Below are 18,425 nucleotides of genomic sequence, written 5' to 3'. Positions count from 1 at the left end.
ACGAAGCCCTCGACCGGAATACGGGGCCTATCCCCGCTCGCGCGGGGCAACCAGCGTCCGCGCGCGCCCGGAATCCTTCGCGCTGGGCCTATCCCCGCTCGCGCGGGGCAACCGTCTCGTCGCTCGACAAGGCCATCCAGGCGCAGGGCCTATCCCCGCTCGCGCGGGGCAACCGTATGACGCTGCTTGTCACCGAACCGATCACGGGGCCTATCCCCGCTCGCGCGGGGCAACCTTTTCGAGGATGCCAAGGCGCTCTGCGGCCTGCGGCCTATCCCCGCTCGCGCGGGGCAACCTCTCGTGGTCAACTCGTTATCACACAAGAGAAAACCACCAAACTGGCTTCTGAATTTTAAAGAGCTTTTCCGACGTCCGATGAGCGCCTGCGCACCAGCCACATACCGTCCAGCTCTACCAATTCACGCGGCGGGCTACCCAGGCTGGCGATGCCGACACCGCCGGTGGCGTTGGTATCGCGCCAGACCATGACGGCGCTGCCTTGCGGTTGCTGGGCATACCAATCGCTGAGCACGTCCCAGACCCGTTCGCGCACGCCGGGGTTCATGCGCGGCGAGATGAACACGTTGGGGGCCACCTCCAGCATCACCGACGACAGAAAGCCATGGTGGCGGTTGGCCATGTCACGGATCACGATCGTCACCAGCGCCATGCTCTACCTCGTCCATGCGTAAGACTTTCTGGATGCTGTCGATCATCGAAGCAATGACCTGCTGCTTGCGAAACACCGTGGCTGCTTCGCGCCGCACCAGCCTATCGACGGTGTCGCTAGATTTCTCCGCTTGCCGCGCGGCAGTGAAGGCGATGTGCAGCGTCACGCTGTCGCGGTACAGGTCGGCAATGTCCAGCACAAATGACTGACCCGAATCCTCGTGGATGAAGCCCAGCGGCGGCAGCGCCGCCACGGCCTGCACCGCAATGGCGGCGGCCGCTTGCACGGCGGTGGCGGCGTGGTTGATGGCCTGGTTGGGGATGTCGGCTGCGTTGGGGTTGGCGCGGTCGTAGTGGCGGCCCCTCCAGGTAATGCCGTGCTTTTGCGCCATCAGGCCGTACATGGCCTTGACGCGCGCACCCTCGATGCCGCGCAGGGTGTCTAGGTCGCGGTGCGGCAGCACCTCGCCCAGGCGCAGCGCGTACATGTGGCGTGCCACGCTGATACGCCGCTTGGGGCTACCCCACAGCTCGGCCTGGCGGCGCGCCACGTCGGAGCGGTCGGGCAGCAGCGGCGGCGCGGTGTAGCTGCGCACGCCGTCTTCGCCCACGGCGGCCAGCAAGGTGCCGTGGCGCGCCAGCAGGCGCAGCGCGTCCTGCGTCACGCTGCTGCCGGGGCCCAGCAAGATCATCGACACGGCCTGGTGCGGGATCTGGTCGATGCCGGGCGTCAGGCTATCCTTGCCGCGCACGAAGTGCAGGCAGCCGTCGATCACGCAGAGTTCGCCGCGCGACAGCCACAGCAAGCCGTGGCGGTCGGCGTGGGGGATACGGGCTTTTTCCAGCCCCAGGCGGCCTTTGAGCATGGCACTACATCTCAAGCCGCCCGCTGCAGCAGCAACATGCCAAAGCCATAGCTGCGGTGGCGCCCCACGCCGCGCGCCAGCAGTTGGGCGAAGGCGTCGGAGTCGGTCACGCGCAGGCGGCCGGTCACGGTGGCGTCCGGGCCGTCGATGACGCGGCCCTTGCGCTCGCCGCCTGCACCGGGTTGGCTGCGGCGGGTGATGGGGCTGCGGGCAAAGGCCTGCAGTTGCACGTCCAGCAGCTCTACCGCGCCCTGCCAGGGCTGGCGCGGCTGGCCTTCGCGGGGGCCAAGCTGCCCATGCAGCCACTGCGCATACACGGCTTCGCGCTGCACCGGGGCACCATCCTTGCCACCAGCCTGGGCCACGGCGTGCAAGAAGGCATCCTGCTCGCCCTTGGCGCCGCGCACCGTGGGGCGCACGCGCACTTCAAAGCCCAGCACCTGGCCCTGCGCCCATTGCGTGGGATACGGGCGCAGGCGGTAGCCGCCGTGCTGGGCGCTTGTGATCAGCCCCAAGGTGCGCACAGCCAGCGGGTCGGCATCAACGGCTTTGGCCACCTGGGCAGCCAGCGCCTGGGCATCGAGCGGCGTGTAGGCTAGCAAACCCCGCGCTTCGTCCAGGTAGCGAAACGGCTGGGGTGTTGCGGTGCCAAAAACGGCACGCAGCAGGCCGTGCAGGGCTTCGCCTTCGTCGTGCGTGCGGTGGCGCGCCATCCAGGTAGCCAGCAGGCGCGCGTCAGGCTGGCAGTGCAGCAGGTACAAGGGGGTGGCAGTCTGGCTCATGCGCGGCCCTCCGCGTGCAGCAGGCCCTGGCGCACGGGCCGCCAGCCGCCGTGCAATTGGGTTTGCCAGTTGCGTTCATCGCAGATGTCCGACAGGTGATCGCCCGGCTGCGCCCCTTCGCCATCGGGCCACTGGGCACGCCAGCCCTGGCCCTGCTGCGCACTGACGATGGCCTGCAAGGCGCTGCGCACGTCCGCCGCCTCTTGCCAGCCCGCCACCAGCCGGCCCGTGGGCAGGCAGGGTTTGCGGCCAATGAACAGCGGGCGAGCGGGTTGATCCAAGGCGCGGGCGATGTCGCCCAGCGAGGGCGCTTCATCAGCGGGTAGCAGGGTGAAGGCGACCCAGGCGGTCAGGTCGGCGTGGTAGTCGCGCCAGCGCAGGTGCGGGCCGGCGTAGGTGCCGGCGCCGCCGGCGCGCTCTTCGGGCACGCCCCATGTCGTCCAGGCCTTGTCGTCCTTGGCCAGTTGTGCAGTTTGAAAATCCTGCACGCGCTGCGCGCCCGGGGCCAGCACGCAGCCCACGCGCAGGCGCTGCTGCAAGCGGTTGTGGCGCTCGGCCTCGCCCCGATCCCAGCCCAGGGCGTTGGCCAGCAGGCCGGTGAGCATGGACAGGGCGGGAAAGTCGCGGATCACGCCCAGGTTGTCGATAGCCTCGCCGCCAAAGGCGATCAGCGGCGAGGCCAGCCGCAGTACGAGGTAGCGCCGCATGGCCTACACCTCCACCTGGGCTTGCATCACAGCGTTGTGCGCCCAGTCGGCCAGTTCTTTGAGCGACAGGCGCTGCGCGCCCGGAACGGCCACATCGTCCACGGCCAGAAAGCGCCGCACCAGCGGTGCGCCGTAGGCAGCATCGAGACGGGAAATCTCATCGCCCAGCGACTGCACCGCCGCCTGGCGCAGTTGCGGCTGGCGCGTGGACAGCGCACTGTGAAAGGCCCCGGCCAGGCTGCGCGGTTGCCAGTCACCGGCTTCCACCAGCATGAACTTGGCCCATTCAAACGGCGCCGTCGAGCCGCGCTTGGCGCCGGGGCTGACGGTGGCCACCAGGTGCAGCAGGCTTTGCACCACGCGCGCGGCCAGCACGCGCTGCTCAGGCGCAGCGCTGGCCCAGTCGCTGATCTTCACGCCTTCGAGGTTGGCGATGAGCTGCGGCACATCGACCACGGTGTAGCCGTAGTACAGGCCGCTGGCCAGCTCGGTATCAAAAATGCCGGCCGATCCGGCCTCGCCGGCTTCGCGCGTCAAGTCATCGACGACGGTGAAATAGTCGTTTTCCACCTGCGCCTCATGCACGGTGAAGGCGTGCGCCACGTACACCGCCGCGTCGCGGCTGGCGAGTACGTCCGAAGTGACCATGCGGCCGAACAGGGCCGATTCCAGGCCGCTGCCCAAGCGCATGGTTTCGAGGTTCTTCTTCTCTTCTTTCAAAAAGGCGGCAATCGCAGCCTTCAAGGCTTTTTCTTCGGTGTGCTCGCCCGCCAGCGCCGCGCAGCGCTGCACCAGGTAGTCGATTTCGGCATAGCCCAAGAGTACGGCCTGGCCGGTTTCCAGCGCTTCTTCGCCCTTGAGATCCTTGGCCTTGTCCACCAGCCCGGCAGCACGCAAGCCCTCGACGCACAGCTGCGCCAGCGACTCGGCCACGCCAGCTGCCATCAGCCGCTTCTTGATCAGGCGTGGTGTTTCGCGCGAGCGCACGGCCATCGGTACATCCAGGTTTTTCAACGCAAAAGCATCGTCGGCCACGCGCCAATGGCGCTTCAAGCACTGCGAGGAAATGCGCGTGCGGATGGCGTTGCCATAGGGCAGGCGCTTGGCCAGACCGGCATCGTCGCGGTTGAGCAAGGCGGCGCTGTAGTTGTGCAGGGTGTGGATTTGCAGAAAGCGGGGCAAGGTCATGAGGGCTCCGGTGATGGCAATGGAAAAGGTGCTGAAAGGGGGGAGCGGGGGGCTATTTACTATTTAATTGATAGCTGTTCACGCTTTGTACACAAGGATTAACGACTTTTTTCGCTCTTGGAAATCGTCAAAAAATAGGCTTTGGCAATGCCCAGGCGGATGGTTTCGGCCTCTTGCTGGGCGTCGCTGTCGGGCTTGCTTTCCTTGTGAATCAGCGGCCCCAGCTCGTACCAGTTGGGGCGTACACCCCGGCTGGCCAGCAGGCGCAGCAGGCGCGGCAGCAGCTGGGTGAAGGCGTCGCCCCGCGCCGTGAGCAGTCGGGTAACGCGCGACTCGTGCGCGCCCAGGCGGGCGGCGCTGTCATGCCCAGCCAGAGCCATGCCGTGGGCCACCAAGGCCCAGCGCCGCCAGGTGGCGGGGTGCCAGTTCTCCGGCTCCAGGTGGGTGTCCACCAGCGCGCGCGACAGCGCGGCGATGGCCTGCGGGCGCAACGGCTGGTCGGGATCCAGGCGCGCCAGTGCTGCGCGTTCGCCGGTGCTGGCGCGTGCTATGGCAGCGGCCAGGGCACCGTAGGGGTTGCGCGTCACCCCGGCCTCGGTGGAGGCTTCACTGTCTGGAGCAACGGCATCGGTTTCAAGCATGGGCTTCTCCTTCGGTCGAGAGGGTATGGGCGTTGTGCTGTTGGGCGTAATGCACCGCCAGTTCGGGGAAAAGAGGTTTCTTGCCGCCACGCAGCCCACCGGCAAAGCGCGACAAAGCGGAGGCCTGGGCTTTGTAGCGCTGCATGGCGCTGCGCGGGCCAGCGTCAAAGGCCGCTTCGAGCACCGTCTGCGCGTGCTCAGCCAGGCCCAACAGCCAGTGCAAGTAGACGACCTCCTGCTGTTCGCCTTCGGCCTCGATGTGCGCCGTCAGGTCGTTGAAAAAGCGGCTGTCTTCCTGTTGCTCGAAGGGTTGGGCGAAGCGGCTGGCGCGGTCTTTGACGGCGTCAGTCATATCGTTGTCTTTGCCATTAGCAAACAACACGGCCAGCGCCGTCCAGAGCAGCTTGCGCATGGCAGCGATGGCGTCGATGCGCCGCCTGGCCATGCGAGCCAGCAGAGGGCGCTGATCGCCCGCGAGGTAGCGGCGCAGTTTGGGCGAGAGGGGCACGCGGCGCTCGTGGTAGCCCTCGGTCTTGCCCTGCCCGCGCACGGTGGCCTGGGCGATGGCTTGCAAAGCCGTGCCCTGCGGCCAGCCATCGAGCCGCCAGGCCGCGCCCTGGGCGTAGCTCTCGCCCGCCAGCAGCTCGCTCATCAGCTTGTAGTCAAAACCGTTGCGCGAAACTGTCAGCGCCTTGCTCTTGGCGGTTTCCACCGGCGTCCAGACATCACCCGTGACGCCGTTGCTGTCTTTGGCGGCAATGCGCGCGACCTTGCTGCCGGTGACATGGGCCTGAATGCGCCCGCCGGGTGCCGCCAGGCGCACGCGGCGGCAGATTTCGATGTACAGCGGATCGAGTGCTGCCAGGGCCAGCGAGTCTGCTCCCGACCAAGGCAGCAGCCACAGCAGGGCATGGCCATGCTCCTCGGCCAAGCCAAATTTCTCTGCGATGTGTGCGCGCTGCACCAGGGCGCTGTGGACGTCTGCCCGCCAACGTGCGCCCCAGGCACCCACCGGGGCCACGCCGACGCCGGGACGGTTTCCATAGCCGCTATTCATGCGCGAAATGCCGTAGTTGTCTCGTCCCAAAATTCCCTGTTGCGTTTGCAGACTGAGCAGGGCAAACAGCCAGTCGTCGGCCTCGGCCCCATGGGCACGGGCGGCCTTGAGGTCGTGGTTTTTGGAGGTGACCAGCATGTCCAGCGCATCCGGCGCATGGAGCAAATTGGTCCAGGCGGCAATGTTTTCTCCCGGCACCGGCGCCTGCAGCAGCGCCGGCCTATCGGGCGGCGCCACCAGGCACCAGGCGGCATCATCGGCATCGCCCGGTGTCAGCGCCAGCAGCGCCGCGCGCCAGTCAGTTGTCTCTAGCCAGGGCTGCTCCTGCCCCGCGTGGTGCAGGGCGATGGAAGCCAGTTGCACCAGAAAGGCGTGCCAGGGGTGGCGCTGATGCGGGCGCAACCGGGGGAAGTCGCACACGCCATTGGCGGCCAGCGCGGCCAGAAGTTCAGGCAGGTTGCCGCGCTGCACGGCTGCGTGCGTGTCGCGCCAGCAAATCAAGGGCTCGTCCAAGAGACTCAAGCTCGGCTCCATCGCAACACCCGAAGACGGCATAGATATCTCCTCTCTTCATGTAATTTTTGCAACTTAACATGGATTTTTGTTTTATCCAGGCTTCTGCTATCTTGTACCGACCTGTCGGCAAGCGTCGCCCGGCAGCGACAATGCGGGCACGCGTGTCGTAAATGAAAGGATGTCCATGCGCCCCTCTGCAGCACTCCAGTTCAAGCGCGCCCTGGTGCGGGAGGCGACGGATCGCTACCGCACGGCGAACCCACGCGTCTTTGGGTCGGTGCTGCAGGGCAATGACCGCGATGGCAGTGACCTTGATTTGCTCGTGGATGCGTTGCCTGGCGCCACGCTATTCGATTTGGGAGGCTTGCAGGACGAATTGCAAACCCTGCTCGGCGTGCCCGTCGATGTGCTGACCCCGGCGGATTTGCCGGCCAAGTTTCGCGCCCAGGTGCTGGCGCAGGCGCGGCCGGTATGAACGAAAACCGGCTCCCGGACTATCTGGATCACATGCAGCAGGCGGCCTTGGACGCCTGCGCTTTTGTCGAGGGAATGGCACAGGATGACTTTCGTTCCGACAAACGCACCCAGCAAGCCGTCATCATGAGCCTCGTCATCCTGGGCGAGGCCGCCACCAAGGTGATGGACGGCTACCCCGACGTTGTTCAGGCCCACCCACAGGTTCCGTGGCGCCACATGCGCGGCATGCGCAACCGCATTGCCCATGGGTACTTTGACATCAACCTGGACCTGGTGTGGGATACCGTGCGGTCTGCGCTACCAGAGCTGCTGTCACTGTGGCCTGCCGTGCGCCAGCAGGCGGACAAGCCCTATCAGCCTTGAGCTTTGGCGACGGCCGTCAGGCCAAAGCGGTCGTAACGGTAGCGCCGATCACCCAAGGCAAATGTGAAACCGGCTTGCGATGCTAGCGCCTCAACTTGATCTGGCTGCGCATCGTCCGGCAAGTCGTGCGGGAGCATGTGGTGGCGCAGCGCCAGCTGCTGCACGGGCTCGCCGAAGGGGCCGGTGGGCGCGGGGGTGAACACCACCAAGCGGTCGGCCGCGCCCAGGCGGCTGCCAACACTTGCCTCATCTTCTGGTGACACCGAAAACATGGCGAACTCCGCTTCGTAGGCCAAAGCTTGAATGTTGGCCATCCGTCCAGCCGCATCACGCCCTCCATCGACATCCATTCCAAATGTCACCCAGTCGGCGCCCATCTCCTGGGCAATGGCGTCCAGCGCCTCGCCGTGCGTGGCCTGCTCCACCAGAACGCGGTTGTCAGCCGGGATGTTGCGCGTGGCGTCAGCATTCACCAGGCGGCGCGTGGCTTCGAGCACGCGCAGGTCGGGATAGACGCCGCCCATGGGCTGGCCCTTGATGCGTATCGGCCCCAGGCCATGGCTTTGGCGTTGCAGCAGGGGGCGCAGGTCATGCCCAGCGGGCGTGAGCACCCAGGCGCGCGCCTGCGCGCAGCCCGCCGGACGTGTGTCGCGCGCATGGCGGTGCAGGCGGCCCAGGCGCTGCAAGAGCACGTCCATGGGGCACAGGTCGGTGATGAGCAGGTCGGCGTCGATGTCCAGGCTTTGCTCCAGCGTTTGCGTGCCCACCAGCACCAGGCCGGTGCTGCGCTCTGGGCGTTCCTTGCCCATTTGCGTTTGCACCTGGGCGTCGAGTAGCGGCCGATCCTGGCGGCTGAAGCGGCTGTGGTGCAAGGTGCTGATGCCATGAACGCGAAACAGGCAGTCCAGGTCGCGCGACTGGGCCAGCGCTTCGACCGCCTGCAAGGTAGCCACGGCGGCGGGCACGGTGTTGCGCACCACCAGCACGCGCGCGCCCTGGGCGGCGGCATCCACGGCCAGGTGGGCAATGCGTTCGGGGTCGGCAATGGCGTCCAGCGTCTGCCAATGCACGGTTTTCTGGCGCGGGTTGCCCTCCACCGGCAGCAGCTGCGGGCCGCTGGCGCTGCGGTGGCTGATGGCGGGATAGGCCAGCGCCTGTGCCTGGGCCAATGGCGGCGTGGCGATGGAGCCGCGCTGGCCGATGGCCAGATAGCGGCTGCGTGCCACCGCGCCCAGCGTGGCCGACAGCAGCAGCGCCTCGCCGCCGCAAGCCACATGGGCGCGCAGCAGCTGCTCGGTCAGCCGCGTCATGTAGGCGTCGGAGGCATGCACCTCGTCGATCACCAGCAGGCTGCGCGCCAGCAGCGCATGGCGCAGGTGGGCGTGCTTGATTTGCAGCGCCCCCAGCAGCGCCTGGTCGATGGTGCCGACCGCGATGGGGGCGGCCAGATAACGCTTGGGCGATTCGGCGGCCCAGCGGCGCTCCGCTTCATCGTCCTGAGGTTTGTCGTGCCACAGCACCTGAAAGCCGGGCAGCGGCTCATAGCCCTGGCCGTCGGCAGCTGCGTAGCCCGGCAAGGCGCGCACGACGACGGGGGGTTGCCCCTTCCAGGCGCGCTGCACAAAGGCGTGTACCCGTTCGTAGAGCTGGGTGGCCGCGACGCGCGTGGGCAGGGCGAAGTACAACGCATCGACCGCTCCCACGCGCCACAGGTGCAAAAAGCGCCACAGCGCGGCCTCGGTCTTGCCGCTGCCGGTTTCGGCTTCCAGTATCACCACGGGTCCCAAGGCGTCATCGGCCATGGCGGCCTGCATGGGGCGGGGCGAAGGCACGCCAAATACCTGACCAAAGTCTGCCAAGGTGGCAGTGGGGCGATTGGCTGTCTCTTTAGCTATCAACCCAATAGCTGTTAGCGCTTTATCAGCATGCGTTGGAGCTGTTTTTGATCTGATTTCCCCAGGCTGAGAGTACGCAAAAAAGCTAGGGCGGGTGTCCGAGCCTAGCCAGTCGGCCAGCTGCACTAGGCCGGCAAACAAATGGCCGAGCGCTGGCGCGTTGGGCAGATCAGGGGCATCCGTCACAAACGCCTGGGGATACTGCGCCTGGATGGTCTGGCCCATGGCCGTCAATGCCTGCGCGGGGTCGTAGCCGGGAACGGCCCGCCAGAGGACTGCACTACCGTCACACTGCACCGGCCGGCCATGGTGGCTGATGCTGGCGTGCAACAGCGGGAGGAAGGCATCGCCCCAGTCGCACATCGCGGCCAGCGGCAGCCCGGCGGCCACCTGCTGTGTCCAATGCTCACCAGACAAGCAGGCATCCACCAAATCCCAGCCCTCAGGGCCGTGGCCGCATGCGCCAGGCCAGCCGTGCGGGCGCTGAGCCGGATCGCTCCAGTATTTGCCTTGAAAACCCGCATTGGCCTTGCCGATGTCATGCAAATAGGCCAGCACGGCCAAGCGGGCGCGATCGGTATCGCTCAAAGGGCGGCCTGCGGTGCGCTGCAAGGCGAGGGCGATGGTAGGAATGAGCAGCAACCGGTGCAGGACGGCGGCGACATCCGTCATATGGTCTAGCAGACTATGCGTTGCGGTCTGCTCCGGTAAACGCTGGAGCTTGCCCCACGGGAAGATGTGCATGACGGCGTTGATCTGCGATGCGAAACAAGGAGTATGATTTTGCAAACAAATTATTCAAAACGACAGAGCATGTGCTACGTGCCATCGTCCTCCATACCATGATTGGCTGGCATGGGTTTTGGATGGTGCCACCCCACTTCACCTCTAGTCTGCGCGGCTTCAGCTTGGCTCCTTCGTGATCCTCCCCGTACCCTCCAGATGCCGCCATCCTTTGGGGCTCTGGTGGCCGCGTCGGCGTGACGGGGCGATGCGCCTCGCAGGCATGGCACTCTGGCGGTGCACTGGGGGTTATCTGAGGCTATTGTCTCAACGGTTTTGTCTCACGCCGTCTCACCAAACGCCTCCTCGGCCTGGTTGCGGTTGCGATACCACGTTGCCCTGTCAAAGGGAAGCGGGTTTTTTGCCGTAAAGACACGGTGCTCTGAAAGTATCCAAAGCCGTGGGGGCGACTCACAACCACCGATGGTCCCCGGCATGGGCCGGCAGGATTTCGGGATCGAACGCCCTGTCACCCATGGGATCGGCAGTGCCCGTGGCGTGCGCACCCTTGAAGTCGTGCAGCTGCTGGTCCATGAGGTGCGTGGGCACGATGTGGCTCATCGCGCGGAACATGCTCTCTATGCGGCCTGGAAACTTCTTTTCCCACTCGCGCAGCATCTCGCCGACAACCACGCGTTGCAGGCCTTCCTGACTGCCGCAGAGGTTGCACGGGATGATGGGAAAGCCCTGCAGCTCGGACCAGCGCCGGGTGTCGGTTTCGGTGACATAGCAAAGCGGGCGGATCACCACATGCTTGCCGTCGTCGCTGACGAGCTTGGGCGGCATGCCCTTCATGCGCCCACCGTAGAACATGTTGAGCATCAGCGTGGTCACGATGTCGTCGCGGTGGTGGCCCAGCGCTACCTTGGTGGCGCCCAGTTCGCTGGCGACGCGGTAGAGGATGGCACGGCGCAGGCGCGAGCAGACGCTGCAGGTGGTCTTGCCCTCGGGCACCAGGCGCTTGACGATGCTGTAGGTATCCTGGTTTTCGATGTGAAAGTCCACGCCGATGCGCGTGAGATAGTCGGGCAGGATATGTTCGGGGAAGCCCGGCTGCTTCTGGTCCAGGTTGACGGCGACGATGCTGAACTGGATCGGTGCGCGCCGTTGCAGCTTGCGCAGAATGTCCAGCAAGGTGTAGCTGTCCTTGCCGCCAGAGAGGCAAACCATGACCTTGTCGCCTTCTTCGATCATGGCGTAGTCGATGATGGCGCGCGTGGTTTCGCGGCACAGGCGCTTTTCCAGTTTGTGCGCTTCATGTTCGGCCTTGCGGGTGTCGTGGGCGACGGCTGTGGGTTCGAGGATGGATTCGGTTGTTTGCATGGGGTCTACCACTGTCCGGTTTCGACGCGAATGGCGACTTCGCAGTCATCAAATATTTCCAGTTTCGCGATTTTCACGCGCACGCCGCGCACACCCGGCAGCAGCAGCAGACGGCGCGCGAGCTTGCCGATCAGACTCTCCAGCAGGTTCACGTGCTCGGCGGTGCACTCGTCGATGATGATCTGGCGCACCTTGCGGTAGTCGAGCACGTGCAGGATGTCGTCGTCGGGCGGTGCCAGCGGCTGGGTGCCGAGGTTGAGCTCGGCATCCACGCGGATCGGTTGGGGCGCGTTGCGTTCATGCGCAAGGATGCCGAGGTTGGCGTCGAAACGCAGGCCGTTGAGCGTGAGGCTCTGCTGGCCTTGGTGGGGCTGGGGTATGGACATGGGGTGTCGTAGGTGCGTCTACCAAGGTTTGATGGCTATGCGCTCCGTGCCGACCGATGCGCTGTCCGGATACACGTCCGGCTTGCGTGTGGCAACGCGCGCTGCCTGCACGTCAGGACGCTGGAGCATGGCGTTGAGAATGGTGTCGCACAGCGTTTCCTGCAACTCGTGGTGCTGCGTTCCTACGGCGCTTGCGATCGTCTGGCGGATGAAATCGTAGTCGACGGTCTGGGAGATGTCGTCGCGTGCGGCCGGAGCCTGCTCCAGCCGCACGCACAAGTCCACATCGAACCACAGGCGTTGCGGCGCCTGACGCTCGAAGGTGTGGATGCCGATACGCACCTGTTGCTCGTGCTGGCGCAGGCTGAGCAGGCGGCAGTGCGTCGCCAGGCGGGCATCGAGCGCGCCAAAGGCCAGCAGGAGGGAGTTCATGGCGCTGGATTTTCGCCCATGGCAAACATCACGTCGCGCGCCAACGGCACCAGGTGCTGACCATTGTCTGCTTGCACGGTGCAGCCGTTGAGGGCGGTGTTTTCGGCGATGAACACGGCGGCACGCGCAACGGCTGCGGGGTCAATCGGTTGCTGCAGCAGATTGACGCGGCTCGCGCGATCGAAATTTTCCTGTGTCTGCGGCCCGCTCAGGTACATCAGCCCGGGCGAGAGGCCGCACACGCGCACCTGCGGCGCCAGCGCCTGCGCCTGCAGCGCGACGCTGCGCTCGAGCGCCAGTTTGCTGACGGTGTAGGAAAAGTAATCCGGGTTGAGGTTGTGCACTTTCTGGTCCAGCAGGTGGATGACGCAATGCCGCCCGTGGCTGTCGGGCGATTGCGCGCGCACCTGCAGCGCGAGTGCATTGGCCAGCAGCAGCGGTGTGATGGTGTTGGTGGCAAAGTGCTGTTGCAGCGAGTCTGCGTTGGCACTCGCTGCATCGTCTGCATCGAACAGCGAGGCGTTGTTGACGATGCAGCGCGGAGCGGCGTGAACTTCAGCGGCACACAGGCTCAGCAGATCTTGGGCGGCATCGGGTTTGGCCAGATCGGCAGCGATCAGTCTGCACTGGCGGCCAAGCGCCGCGATTTCACCGGCTGTAGCCTCGGCCGCGATCCGCGAATGGCGGTAGTGACACAGCACATCCCAGCCGGCGCGTGCGAACGCCAAGGCAATTTCTCTGCCCAGGCGGGTGGCGCCGCCGGTGACGAGAACCCAGGAAGAAGATGGATGCATGGCGCTTTGCACGGGGTATTGGTCGAGTCCAGCCATTGTGCACAAGGCAAAATCGCGTCAACGATGACAAGCTTGAGTGAATTTCTGGCGCGGCAGATCCGCAATGCCATCCGCGATGCGGGAGGCTGGATCGGCTTTGATCGGTTCATGCAGCAGGCGCTGTATGCGCCCGGTTTGGGCTACTACGCCAACGATCTGCGCAAATTTGGCGCGATGCCCGAAAGCGGCAGCGACTTTGTGACGGCGCCGGAGCTCTCGCCCGTGTTTGGCGCCGTGCTGGCAGAGCAGGTGCGCCAAGCGCTTGCTGCAACGCAGACCGATGAAATCTGGGAATTCGGCGCCGGCAGCGGGGCGCTGGCAGCGCAGGTGCTGGGCGCGCTGGGCGATGGCGTGCGACGTTACACCATTGTGGATGTCTCCACCAGCCTGCGCATGCGCCAGCAGCAGGCGCTTGCGCCGTTTGCCGGCAAGGTGCAGTGGGCGCAGCGCCTGCCCGAGTGCATCGAGGGCGTAGTGCTGGGCAACGAAGTGCTGGATGCCATGCCGGTGCAACTGCTGCAGCGTTTGGACGGTGTCTGGCATGAGCGCGGCGTGGCGCTGCAAGATGATGATTTTGCGTGGAGCGACCGCCCTACCGATCTGCGTCCGCCGGTGCAGGTGCCGGGCGATCATGACTATCTGACGGAGATTCATCCGCAGGCAGAGGGTTTCGTGCGCACGCTGGCGCGGCATCTGGTGCGTGGCGCGGCCTTTCTGATCGATTATGGTTTTCCGGAGTCCGAGTATTACCACCCGCAGCGTGCCCAGGGGACGCTGGTGTGCCACCGGGCGCACCAGATGGATACCGATCCGCTGGCGGATCCGGGCCTCAAAGACATCACCGCGCATGTCAACTTCACGGGGATTGCGCTGGCGGCGCAGGAAGCCGGGCTGAAAGTGCTCGGCTACACCAGCCAGGCGCACTTTTTGATGAACAATGGATTACTTGAAAAATTGGAGCAATTGGCGCCCGTGGATAAAGCGCCAGCGGTCAAATTGATGCTTGAACACGAGATGGGCGAGCTGTTCAAGGTGCTGGCCGTGGGACCGGGCGAGGCCTGGCAGCCGCGCGGGTTTGCGCAGGGCGACCGCACCCACCGCTTGTGAGGCCTCGGCATGGTGCGCTGGCTCATCGTTGTCTTTTTGGCGCTGGTCCTCATCAGCGGGTTGATGCCGCTGCTGCGCCGCCTGGGGTTGGGGCGGCTGCCGGGCGATTTCGAATTTCGGCTCTTCGGGCGCCAGTGGTCAATCCCGTTGGCGAGCACCGTGCTGCTCAGCTTTTTGCTGAGCCTGGCTGTCAAGTGGTTATGAGTTGCGATTCGGGTTTCCCTGCTTTGGATGTAACCATTTGTCGCGTTATCCTGCTGCCATGCCTGAATTGATGTTGGCCGAGATGGCGCACACCTTGCTGCGCGAGACCGAGATGGCCGTTGCGATGTTCGATGAGGCGGATGTGCTGCGCTTTGCCAACGAGGCTTTTGTGCAGCGGTTTCACCACCAGCCCGATGGTCAACGCACCTGGACGGACATCATGCGCGCCAACCATGCGGCTGGTCAGGGCACGCGGGTCAGCGGGGATGTGGATTTCGAAACCTGGCTTGCGTCGGCGCGCTCGCGCCGTGGCAAACAACCGTTTCGGGCTTTTGAGGGCGATCTGGAGAACGGCCAGTGGCACTGGATCACGGAAACCACGCTGGCCAACGGATGGATGCTGTGTGTCGTGATCGACACCACCGCATTGCATCAGCAAGGGCGAGACTTGCGGGCGATGCGCGATCGGGCGCTGCGTGCGGCGCAGACGGATGCGCTGACGGGCATCAGCAACCGCGCTTACATGCAACAGCAGCTGGCTGCACTTTTCGTTCGGCCCAATCCCCTGGTGCTGGTGATGCTGGATCTGGACCATTTCAAGCAGATCAATGACCGCCATGGGCATCCGGTGGGGGATGCCGTATTGCGCGATTTTGCGGGTCATCTGCAAGCCCAGATGCGCCGTGCCGATCGCTACGGGCGCGTGGGGGGCGAAGAGTTCATGCTGCTGCTGCCGGACTGCACGATGGCGCAGGCGCAGCCCATCGTCGAGCGCTTGCTGGCGCGCGCACGCAATGCCGTGCCACTGCCCGCAATGCCGCAGCAGCGCTACAGCGTGAGCGCGGGCCTGGCGCTGCGCAGCCCCGGGGATACGGCGCAGCAGCTGGTGGCGCGTGCCGATGCAGCGTTGTACCAGGCCAAGCGCGAGGGGCGCGATCGGCTGGTTTGCGCAGCGTGAACGGTTGAAAATTCCGGCTGCGACCGCAGCTGACAGGCAGAATTTTCAAGCGAGCACGCCATGACCACCAGTGACCCTCTGCACGTCGTCTGTCCCCACTGCCATACCACCAACCGGATTCGCGCCGACGATCTGGCGAGCGCTCCCGATTGCGGTCAGTGCCACCGGCCGCTGTTCGAGGGCGAGCCGTTGCCGCTGGATGAAGCGAGCTTTGACAAGCACATCACGCGCAGTCAGATTCCCGTCGTGGTGGATTTCTGGGCGCCGTGGTGCGGGCCCTGCCTGCAGATGGCGCCGTTCTTCCATGAGGCGGCGCAGCAGCTCGAGCCCCAGGCCCGCCTTGCCAAACTGGATACCGAGGCTCACCAATCCATCGCTGCACGCTATGGTATTCGGAGTATCCCGACGATGATCGTGTTCCAGGGTGGGCGCGAAATCGCGCGTACCTCGGGCGCGCGCGGCGCAAGCGACATCGTGCGCTGGGTGCGCCAGTCGCTGGGTTGATTCAGCGCGGGCGTTGCGCCGCGCGGTAGGCAGCGATGCGCTCACGCAGGCCGCGATGCGCGGCCGATTCGACCAGTCGGGCCAAATCCTGCGCGTCGCCCACATCCCCTCTGGGTCTGCGCCTGGTGCCAACGGCGGCGTGGATGGCGCGCTGGGTCTGGGTGTCCAGCCGACTCACGCGCCTGAGCAGTTGATCGCGCTCGAGCGGCAATGCCGTGCGCTCGAGTTGCCGCAGCGCAAGGCCACTGGCGCAGGCGCCGGCGGCGTTGATCGTCTCGCCGCCTTCTATCCAGCGGCTGGCCTGCGTCGCACCGACGATATCCGCCAGTCGTGCGGTGCCCAGTATTAAGCCGAAACCCGCACCCGGAAAGGCAAAGCTCGCGTCGTCGACGATCCAGCGCTCGCTGCAGGCGGCAAACAGATCGGCGCCGGCGCCCATGGTGCGTCCGTGCGCCAGTGCCAGCGTGGTGCAGGGCATGCGCGCAAGCGATTGCAGCATCAGCTCTACGCGAGTGAAGCGGGCGAGCAGCGTATCGTCGGTTTCGGATTCCAGCTTGGAAAGGTCAAAGCCGGTGCAGAAGTGCTTTCCCGCGCCGGAAAGCACGAGCAGCCGCAACCCAGCATCCAGCGCAGCCGCATCGAGCGCCACCTGCAAGGCCGCGACCAGACTGGCAGACAGCGCGTTGCCCTTGTCCGGGCGCTGCAATTGCAGGTGCAGCAGCGCGCCTTCGCGCTGAACCAGCAGCTCGTCAGTGCTCATGCGGCAGGCCTGGGCCAGAGGTTGGGCGCCAACAGGTTGGAGTAGCCCGAGACAAAGGTTTTCACGGTGCTGGTGCCGGGGACATAGACGTGGCGGGCCACCCGCCCGATATTGCCGCCGTAGAGGTGGATGCTGATGGAGACACGGTCGTCCAGCGCGTTGGCCACTTCATGGATGTCACCGCGCGTGGGCGAGACGATGTCTAGGTCGCCCGGCTGCAGCGTGGTGGGTTCACCCGCGGGCGCCCAGTGGCCCTGGGCGTCGGCGGCGAAGCGCTGGCCGTTTTCGGCGCCGCGCAGCATGCCGATGATGCCCCACACCGTATGGTCGTGCACCGGTGTCTTCTGCCCCGGGCCCCAGACAAAACTCACGAGTGAGAAGCGGTCCAGCGGGTCGCCGTAGAGCAGGTGCTGCTGGTAGAACTGCGGATGTGGCACGGCCATGGGCTCGGGCAGCCAGTCGTCGTGCGTGACCAGATCGCGCATCAGCGGCGTGGCGCCGTCGATCAGCGTGTCTTCATCGTTGCTGGCCTGGACCAGCCGCGTCATCGCGGCAACGAAATCCAGCAGGCGCGTGTGGTTGGGCATGCCTTTATGCTCCTTTGCGCCCGAGTTCGGCGCGGATTTCTTCGGTGTGCTCGCCCAAGGCTGGCGGACGGCGGCGGATGGCAAAGCCCTGCCCGTTCAGCCGCAGCGGCGAGGCGAAGGTGCGCGTCTCGTGTCCGCCCGGCAGCTGCACGGGCCGAACCCAGCCCATGTGCTCCACCTGGGGATCGGCAAGAGCCGCGGCGTAATCGTTGATGCGTGCATGCGGCACCCCGGCAGCGTTGAAGGCGGCAATCCAGTGCTCGACAGGCTGGCGCGTGAACGCCGATTCCAGAATCTCCTTGAGCGCGCCCTGATGCTTGGCGCGGTCGGTGGTCGTCAGAAAGCGCGCATCCTGCGCGAGTTCGGGCAGTCCCACGACGTCGAGCACCGCAAGCCACAGCTTGTGGTTGCCGGCCGCGATGGCGAAATAGCCGTCGCTGGCCTGAAACGCCTGGTAGGGTGCGTTCCTCGGGTGTGCAGAGCCCAGGCGCCCCGGACTGCGGCCGTTGCCAAAGAACTCGCTGGTCTGCAGTGCCGCGACGCCCAGCGTGCAGCCGAACATCGGGATATCGATATGCGCCCCCTTGCCGCCGGCGCGCACCTGCACCAGCAGGCTGGCGATGGCAAACGCCGCGTACAGCCCCGAGGAAAAATCCGCGATCGGCACGCCGCATTTGGCGGGTGCGCCATCCGGGTCGCCAGTGACGCTCATCACGCCGGAGGCTGCCTGAATGGTCAGGTCGTAGCCGCCCTCGCTGCTGCGCGGACCGCTCTGGCCGTAGGCGGAGATGGAGCAGTAGATCAGCCCCGGCTTTTCCGCTGACAGCGCCTCATACCCCAGACCCAGGCGCGCCATGACGCCAGGACGGTTGTTTTCCACCAGTACGTCGGATTCAAGGATCAGGCGCTTGGCCAACGCCAGATCCTGTGGGTTCTTCAGATCGAGCGCCGCCGAGCGCTTGTTGCGGTTGAGCGAGGCGAAGTTCTCGCTGTAGCCATCGGTGAGTGGCGGCCACTGGCGCAGGCCGTCGCCTGCAGGCGGCTCGACCTTGACCACCGCCGCGCCCATGTCGGCCAGCAGCATGGCGGAAAACGGGCCGGCGGCGGTAGAGCAAAACTCGACGACGCGAACGCCGTCAAGAGGCAGGACAGCGGAGGAAGCGCTGGAGGACATGGGTACGGGCAAAAAGGGATGCACGCCAAAAGAGGCCGCGTCGACTATAGCAACGCTGGCAGGCAGCGCTCAAGGGTTGCCGAACTAGCAGAAATCGACAATGTTGGCAACAGGGTTTTGGCTTTCATTCGCCCTTTTTTGATTAGGGTCAATACCTATGTCCAACGTTCTGTAACACAACTAATATTTTAGCCGCGTATCAGGACTTTCCGT

At 65.4% G+C, this 18,425-nt stretch carries 21 protein-coding genes and 1 CRISPR repeat array (1 of these 22 running past the window's edge); of the genes, 6 read left to right on the top strand and 15 right to left on the bottom strand.

Annotation, left to right across the window (positions count from 1 at the left end; genetic code table 11):
• Window positions 1-296: direct repeats of the CRISPR family, unit length 29 nt; unit sequence GGGCCTATCCCCGCTCGCGCGGGGCAACC (it extends 4,735 nt beyond the left edge of the window).
• Window positions 297-352: 56 nt separating this feature from the next.
• The 7 genes from cas2e to ABS45_RS13630 form a co-directional block, all read right to left on the bottom strand.
• A complete protein-coding gene (gene cas2e / locus ABS45_RS13660) occupies window positions 353-670 on the bottom strand; it encodes a type I-E CRISPR-associated endoribonuclease Cas2e (RefSeq protein ID WP_291556278.1) in 318 nt (105 codons plus the stop codon).
• Entirely contained in the window at window positions 642-1,535 is an 894-nt protein-coding gene (cas1e, locus tag ABS45_RS13655) for a type I-E CRISPR-associated endonuclease Cas1e (RefSeq protein WP_103046046.1), read from the bottom strand. Before cas1e ends, cas2e begins: the two co-directional genes overlap by 29 nt.
• A gap of 11 nt (window positions 1,536-1,546) precedes the next feature.
• Window positions 1,547-2,317: a type I-E CRISPR-associated protein Cas6/Cse3/CasE gene (gene cas6e, locus ABS45_RS13650; protein ID WP_291556273.1), complete on the bottom strand. Its 771-nt coding sequence runs from the start codon at window positions 2,315-2,317 to the stop codon at window positions 1,547-1,549.
• Window positions 2,314-3,024 carry a type I-E CRISPR-associated protein Cas5/CasD gene (gene cas5e / locus ABS45_RS13645; RefSeq protein WP_291556271.1) on the bottom strand — a complete coding sequence of 237 codons (711 nt, stop codon included), beginning with the start codon at window positions 3,022-3,024 and terminating at the stop codon, window positions 2,314-2,316. Before cas5e ends, cas6e begins: the two co-directional genes overlap by 4 nt.
• A gap of 3 nt (window positions 3,025-3,027) precedes the next feature.
• Window positions 3,028-4,212, bottom strand: coding sequence for a type I-E CRISPR-associated protein Cas7/Cse4/CasC (cas7e, locus tag ABS45_RS13640; protein ID WP_291556269.1), 1,185 nt, complete (start codon window positions 4,210-4,212; stop codon window positions 3,028-3,030).
• 98 nt (window positions 4,213-4,310) lie between these two features.
• Window positions 4,311-4,853 (bottom strand): type I-E CRISPR-associated protein Cse2/CasB, encoded by a 543-nt coding sequence (locus ABS45_RS13635; protein ID WP_291556267.1) that lies wholly within the window; start codon window positions 4,851-4,853, stop codon window positions 4,311-4,313.
• On the bottom strand, window positions 4,846-6,432 hold the full coding sequence (locus tag ABS45_RS13630) for a type I-E CRISPR-associated protein Cse1/CasA (RefSeq protein WP_291556265.1): 1,587 nt from the start codon (window positions 6,430-6,432) through the stop codon (window positions 4,846-4,848). Before ABS45_RS13630 ends, ABS45_RS13635 begins: the two co-directional genes overlap by 8 nt.
• 178 nt (window positions 6,433-6,610) lie before the next feature.
• Between ABS45_RS13630 and ABS45_RS13625 the strand changes: the two genes are divergently transcribed.
• Together ABS45_RS13625 and ABS45_RS13620 are read left to right on the top strand one after the other, a co-directional pair.
• On the top strand, window positions 6,611-6,901 hold the full coding sequence (locus ABS45_RS13625) for a nucleotidyltransferase family protein (protein WP_291556263.1): 291 nt from the start codon (window positions 6,611-6,613) through the stop codon (window positions 6,899-6,901).
• Window positions 6,898-7,266, top strand: coding sequence for a DUF86 domain-containing protein (locus ABS45_RS13620; protein ID WP_291556261.1), 369 nt, complete (start codon window positions 6,898-6,900; stop codon window positions 7,264-7,266). Before ABS45_RS13625 ends, ABS45_RS13620 begins: the two co-directional genes overlap by 4 nt.
• On the opposite strand, the gene cas3 is transcribed toward ABS45_RS13620, so the two are convergent.
• The 5 genes from cas3 to ABS45_RS13595 form a co-directional block, all read right to left on the bottom strand.
• Window positions 7,257-9,905 carry a CRISPR-associated helicase Cas3' gene (cas3, locus tag ABS45_RS13615; protein WP_291556259.1) on the bottom strand — a complete coding sequence of 883 codons (2,649 nt, stop codon included), beginning with the start codon at window positions 9,903-9,905 and terminating at the stop codon, window positions 7,257-7,259. The genes ABS45_RS13620 and cas3 overlap by 10 nt on opposite strands.
• Window positions 9,906-10,355: 450 nt before the next feature.
• On the bottom strand, window positions 10,356-11,267 hold the full coding sequence (gene ttcA / locus ABS45_RS13610; protein ID WP_291556257.1) for a tRNA 2-thiocytidine(32) synthetase TtcA: 912 nt from the start codon (window positions 11,265-11,267) through the stop codon (window positions 10,356-10,358).
• Window positions 11,268-11,272: 5 nt separating this feature from the next.
• Window positions 11,273-11,653, bottom strand: a complete 381-nt coding sequence (locus ABS45_RS13605; protein ID WP_291556255.1) for a dihydroneopterin aldolase — start codon at window positions 11,651-11,653, stop codon at window positions 11,273-11,275.
• Between the two features lie 18 nt (window positions 11,654-11,671).
• A complete protein-coding gene (locus ABS45_RS13600; RefSeq protein ID WP_291556253.1) occupies window positions 11,672-12,085 on the bottom strand; it encodes a dihydroneopterin aldolase in 414 nt (137 codons plus the stop codon).
• Window positions 12,082-12,915: an SDR family oxidoreductase gene (locus tag ABS45_RS13595; protein ID WP_291556252.1), complete on the bottom strand. Its 834-nt coding sequence runs from the start codon at window positions 12,913-12,915 to the stop codon at window positions 12,082-12,084. Before ABS45_RS13595 ends, ABS45_RS13600 begins: the two co-directional genes overlap by 4 nt.
• Window positions 12,916-12,942: 27 nt before the next feature.
• On the opposite strand from ABS45_RS13595, the gene ABS45_RS13590 reads away from it, so the two are divergent.
• Genes ABS45_RS13590 through trxC form a run of 4 tightly spaced genes read left to right on the top strand, consistent with a single transcriptional unit; the run spans window position 12,943 to window position 15,691 of the window.
• Complete coding sequence (locus tag ABS45_RS13590) at window positions 12,943-14,025, top strand: SAM-dependent methyltransferase (protein WP_291556250.1); 1,083 nt, start codon at window positions 12,943-12,945, stop codon at window positions 14,023-14,025.
• A 9-nt stretch (window positions 14,026-14,034) separates the two neighbouring features.
• Window positions 14,035-14,229 (top strand): DUF2905 family protein, encoded by a 195-nt coding sequence (locus tag ABS45_RS13585; RefSeq protein WP_291556248.1) that lies wholly within the window; start codon window positions 14,035-14,037, stop codon window positions 14,227-14,229.
• A gap of 58 nt (window positions 14,230-14,287) precedes the next feature.
• Window positions 14,288-15,187 carry a GGDEF domain-containing protein gene (locus tag ABS45_RS13580; RefSeq protein ID WP_291556246.1) on the top strand — a complete coding sequence of 300 codons (900 nt, stop codon included), beginning with the start codon at window positions 14,288-14,290 and terminating at the stop codon, window positions 15,185-15,187.
• 60 nt (window positions 15,188-15,247) lie between these two features.
• Entirely contained in the window at window positions 15,248-15,691 is a 444-nt protein-coding gene (trxC, locus tag ABS45_RS13575; RefSeq protein ID WP_291556244.1) for a thioredoxin TrxC, read from the top strand.
• Between the two features lies 1 nt (window position 15,692).
• Here trxC and ABS45_RS13570 read toward each other — a convergent pair whose 3' ends face one another.
• From ABS45_RS13570 to ABS45_RS13560, 3 genes are read right to left on the bottom strand one after another with little or no spacing between them, the layout of a single operon-like run.
• Window positions 15,693-16,451: an enoyl-CoA hydratase/isomerase family protein gene (locus ABS45_RS13570; RefSeq protein ID WP_291556242.1), complete on the bottom strand. Its 759-nt coding sequence runs from the start codon at window positions 16,449-16,451 to the stop codon at window positions 15,693-15,695.
• Window positions 16,448-17,038 carry a cysteine dioxygenase gene (locus tag ABS45_RS13565; RefSeq protein WP_291556240.1) on the bottom strand — a complete coding sequence of 197 codons (591 nt, stop codon included), beginning with the start codon at window positions 17,036-17,038 and terminating at the stop codon, window positions 16,448-16,450. Before ABS45_RS13565 ends, ABS45_RS13570 begins: the two co-directional genes overlap by 4 nt.
• Window positions 17,039-17,042: 4 nt before the next feature.
• Complete coding sequence (locus tag ABS45_RS13560) at window positions 17,043-18,212, bottom strand: CoA transferase (protein WP_291556238.1); 1,170 nt, start codon at window positions 18,210-18,212, stop codon at window positions 17,043-17,045.
• Window positions 18,213-18,425 lie beyond the last annotated feature (213 nt).

The sequence above is a fragment of the Comamonas sp. SCN 65-56 genome (assembly GCF_001724135.1).
Lineage (GTDB): Bacteria > Pseudomonadota > Gammaproteobacteria > Burkholderiales > Burkholderiaceae_C > Comamonas_C.
The sequence above is the reverse complement of the archived record's forward strand: the minus strand, read 5'-3'. Positions and strand labels throughout refer to the sequence as shown.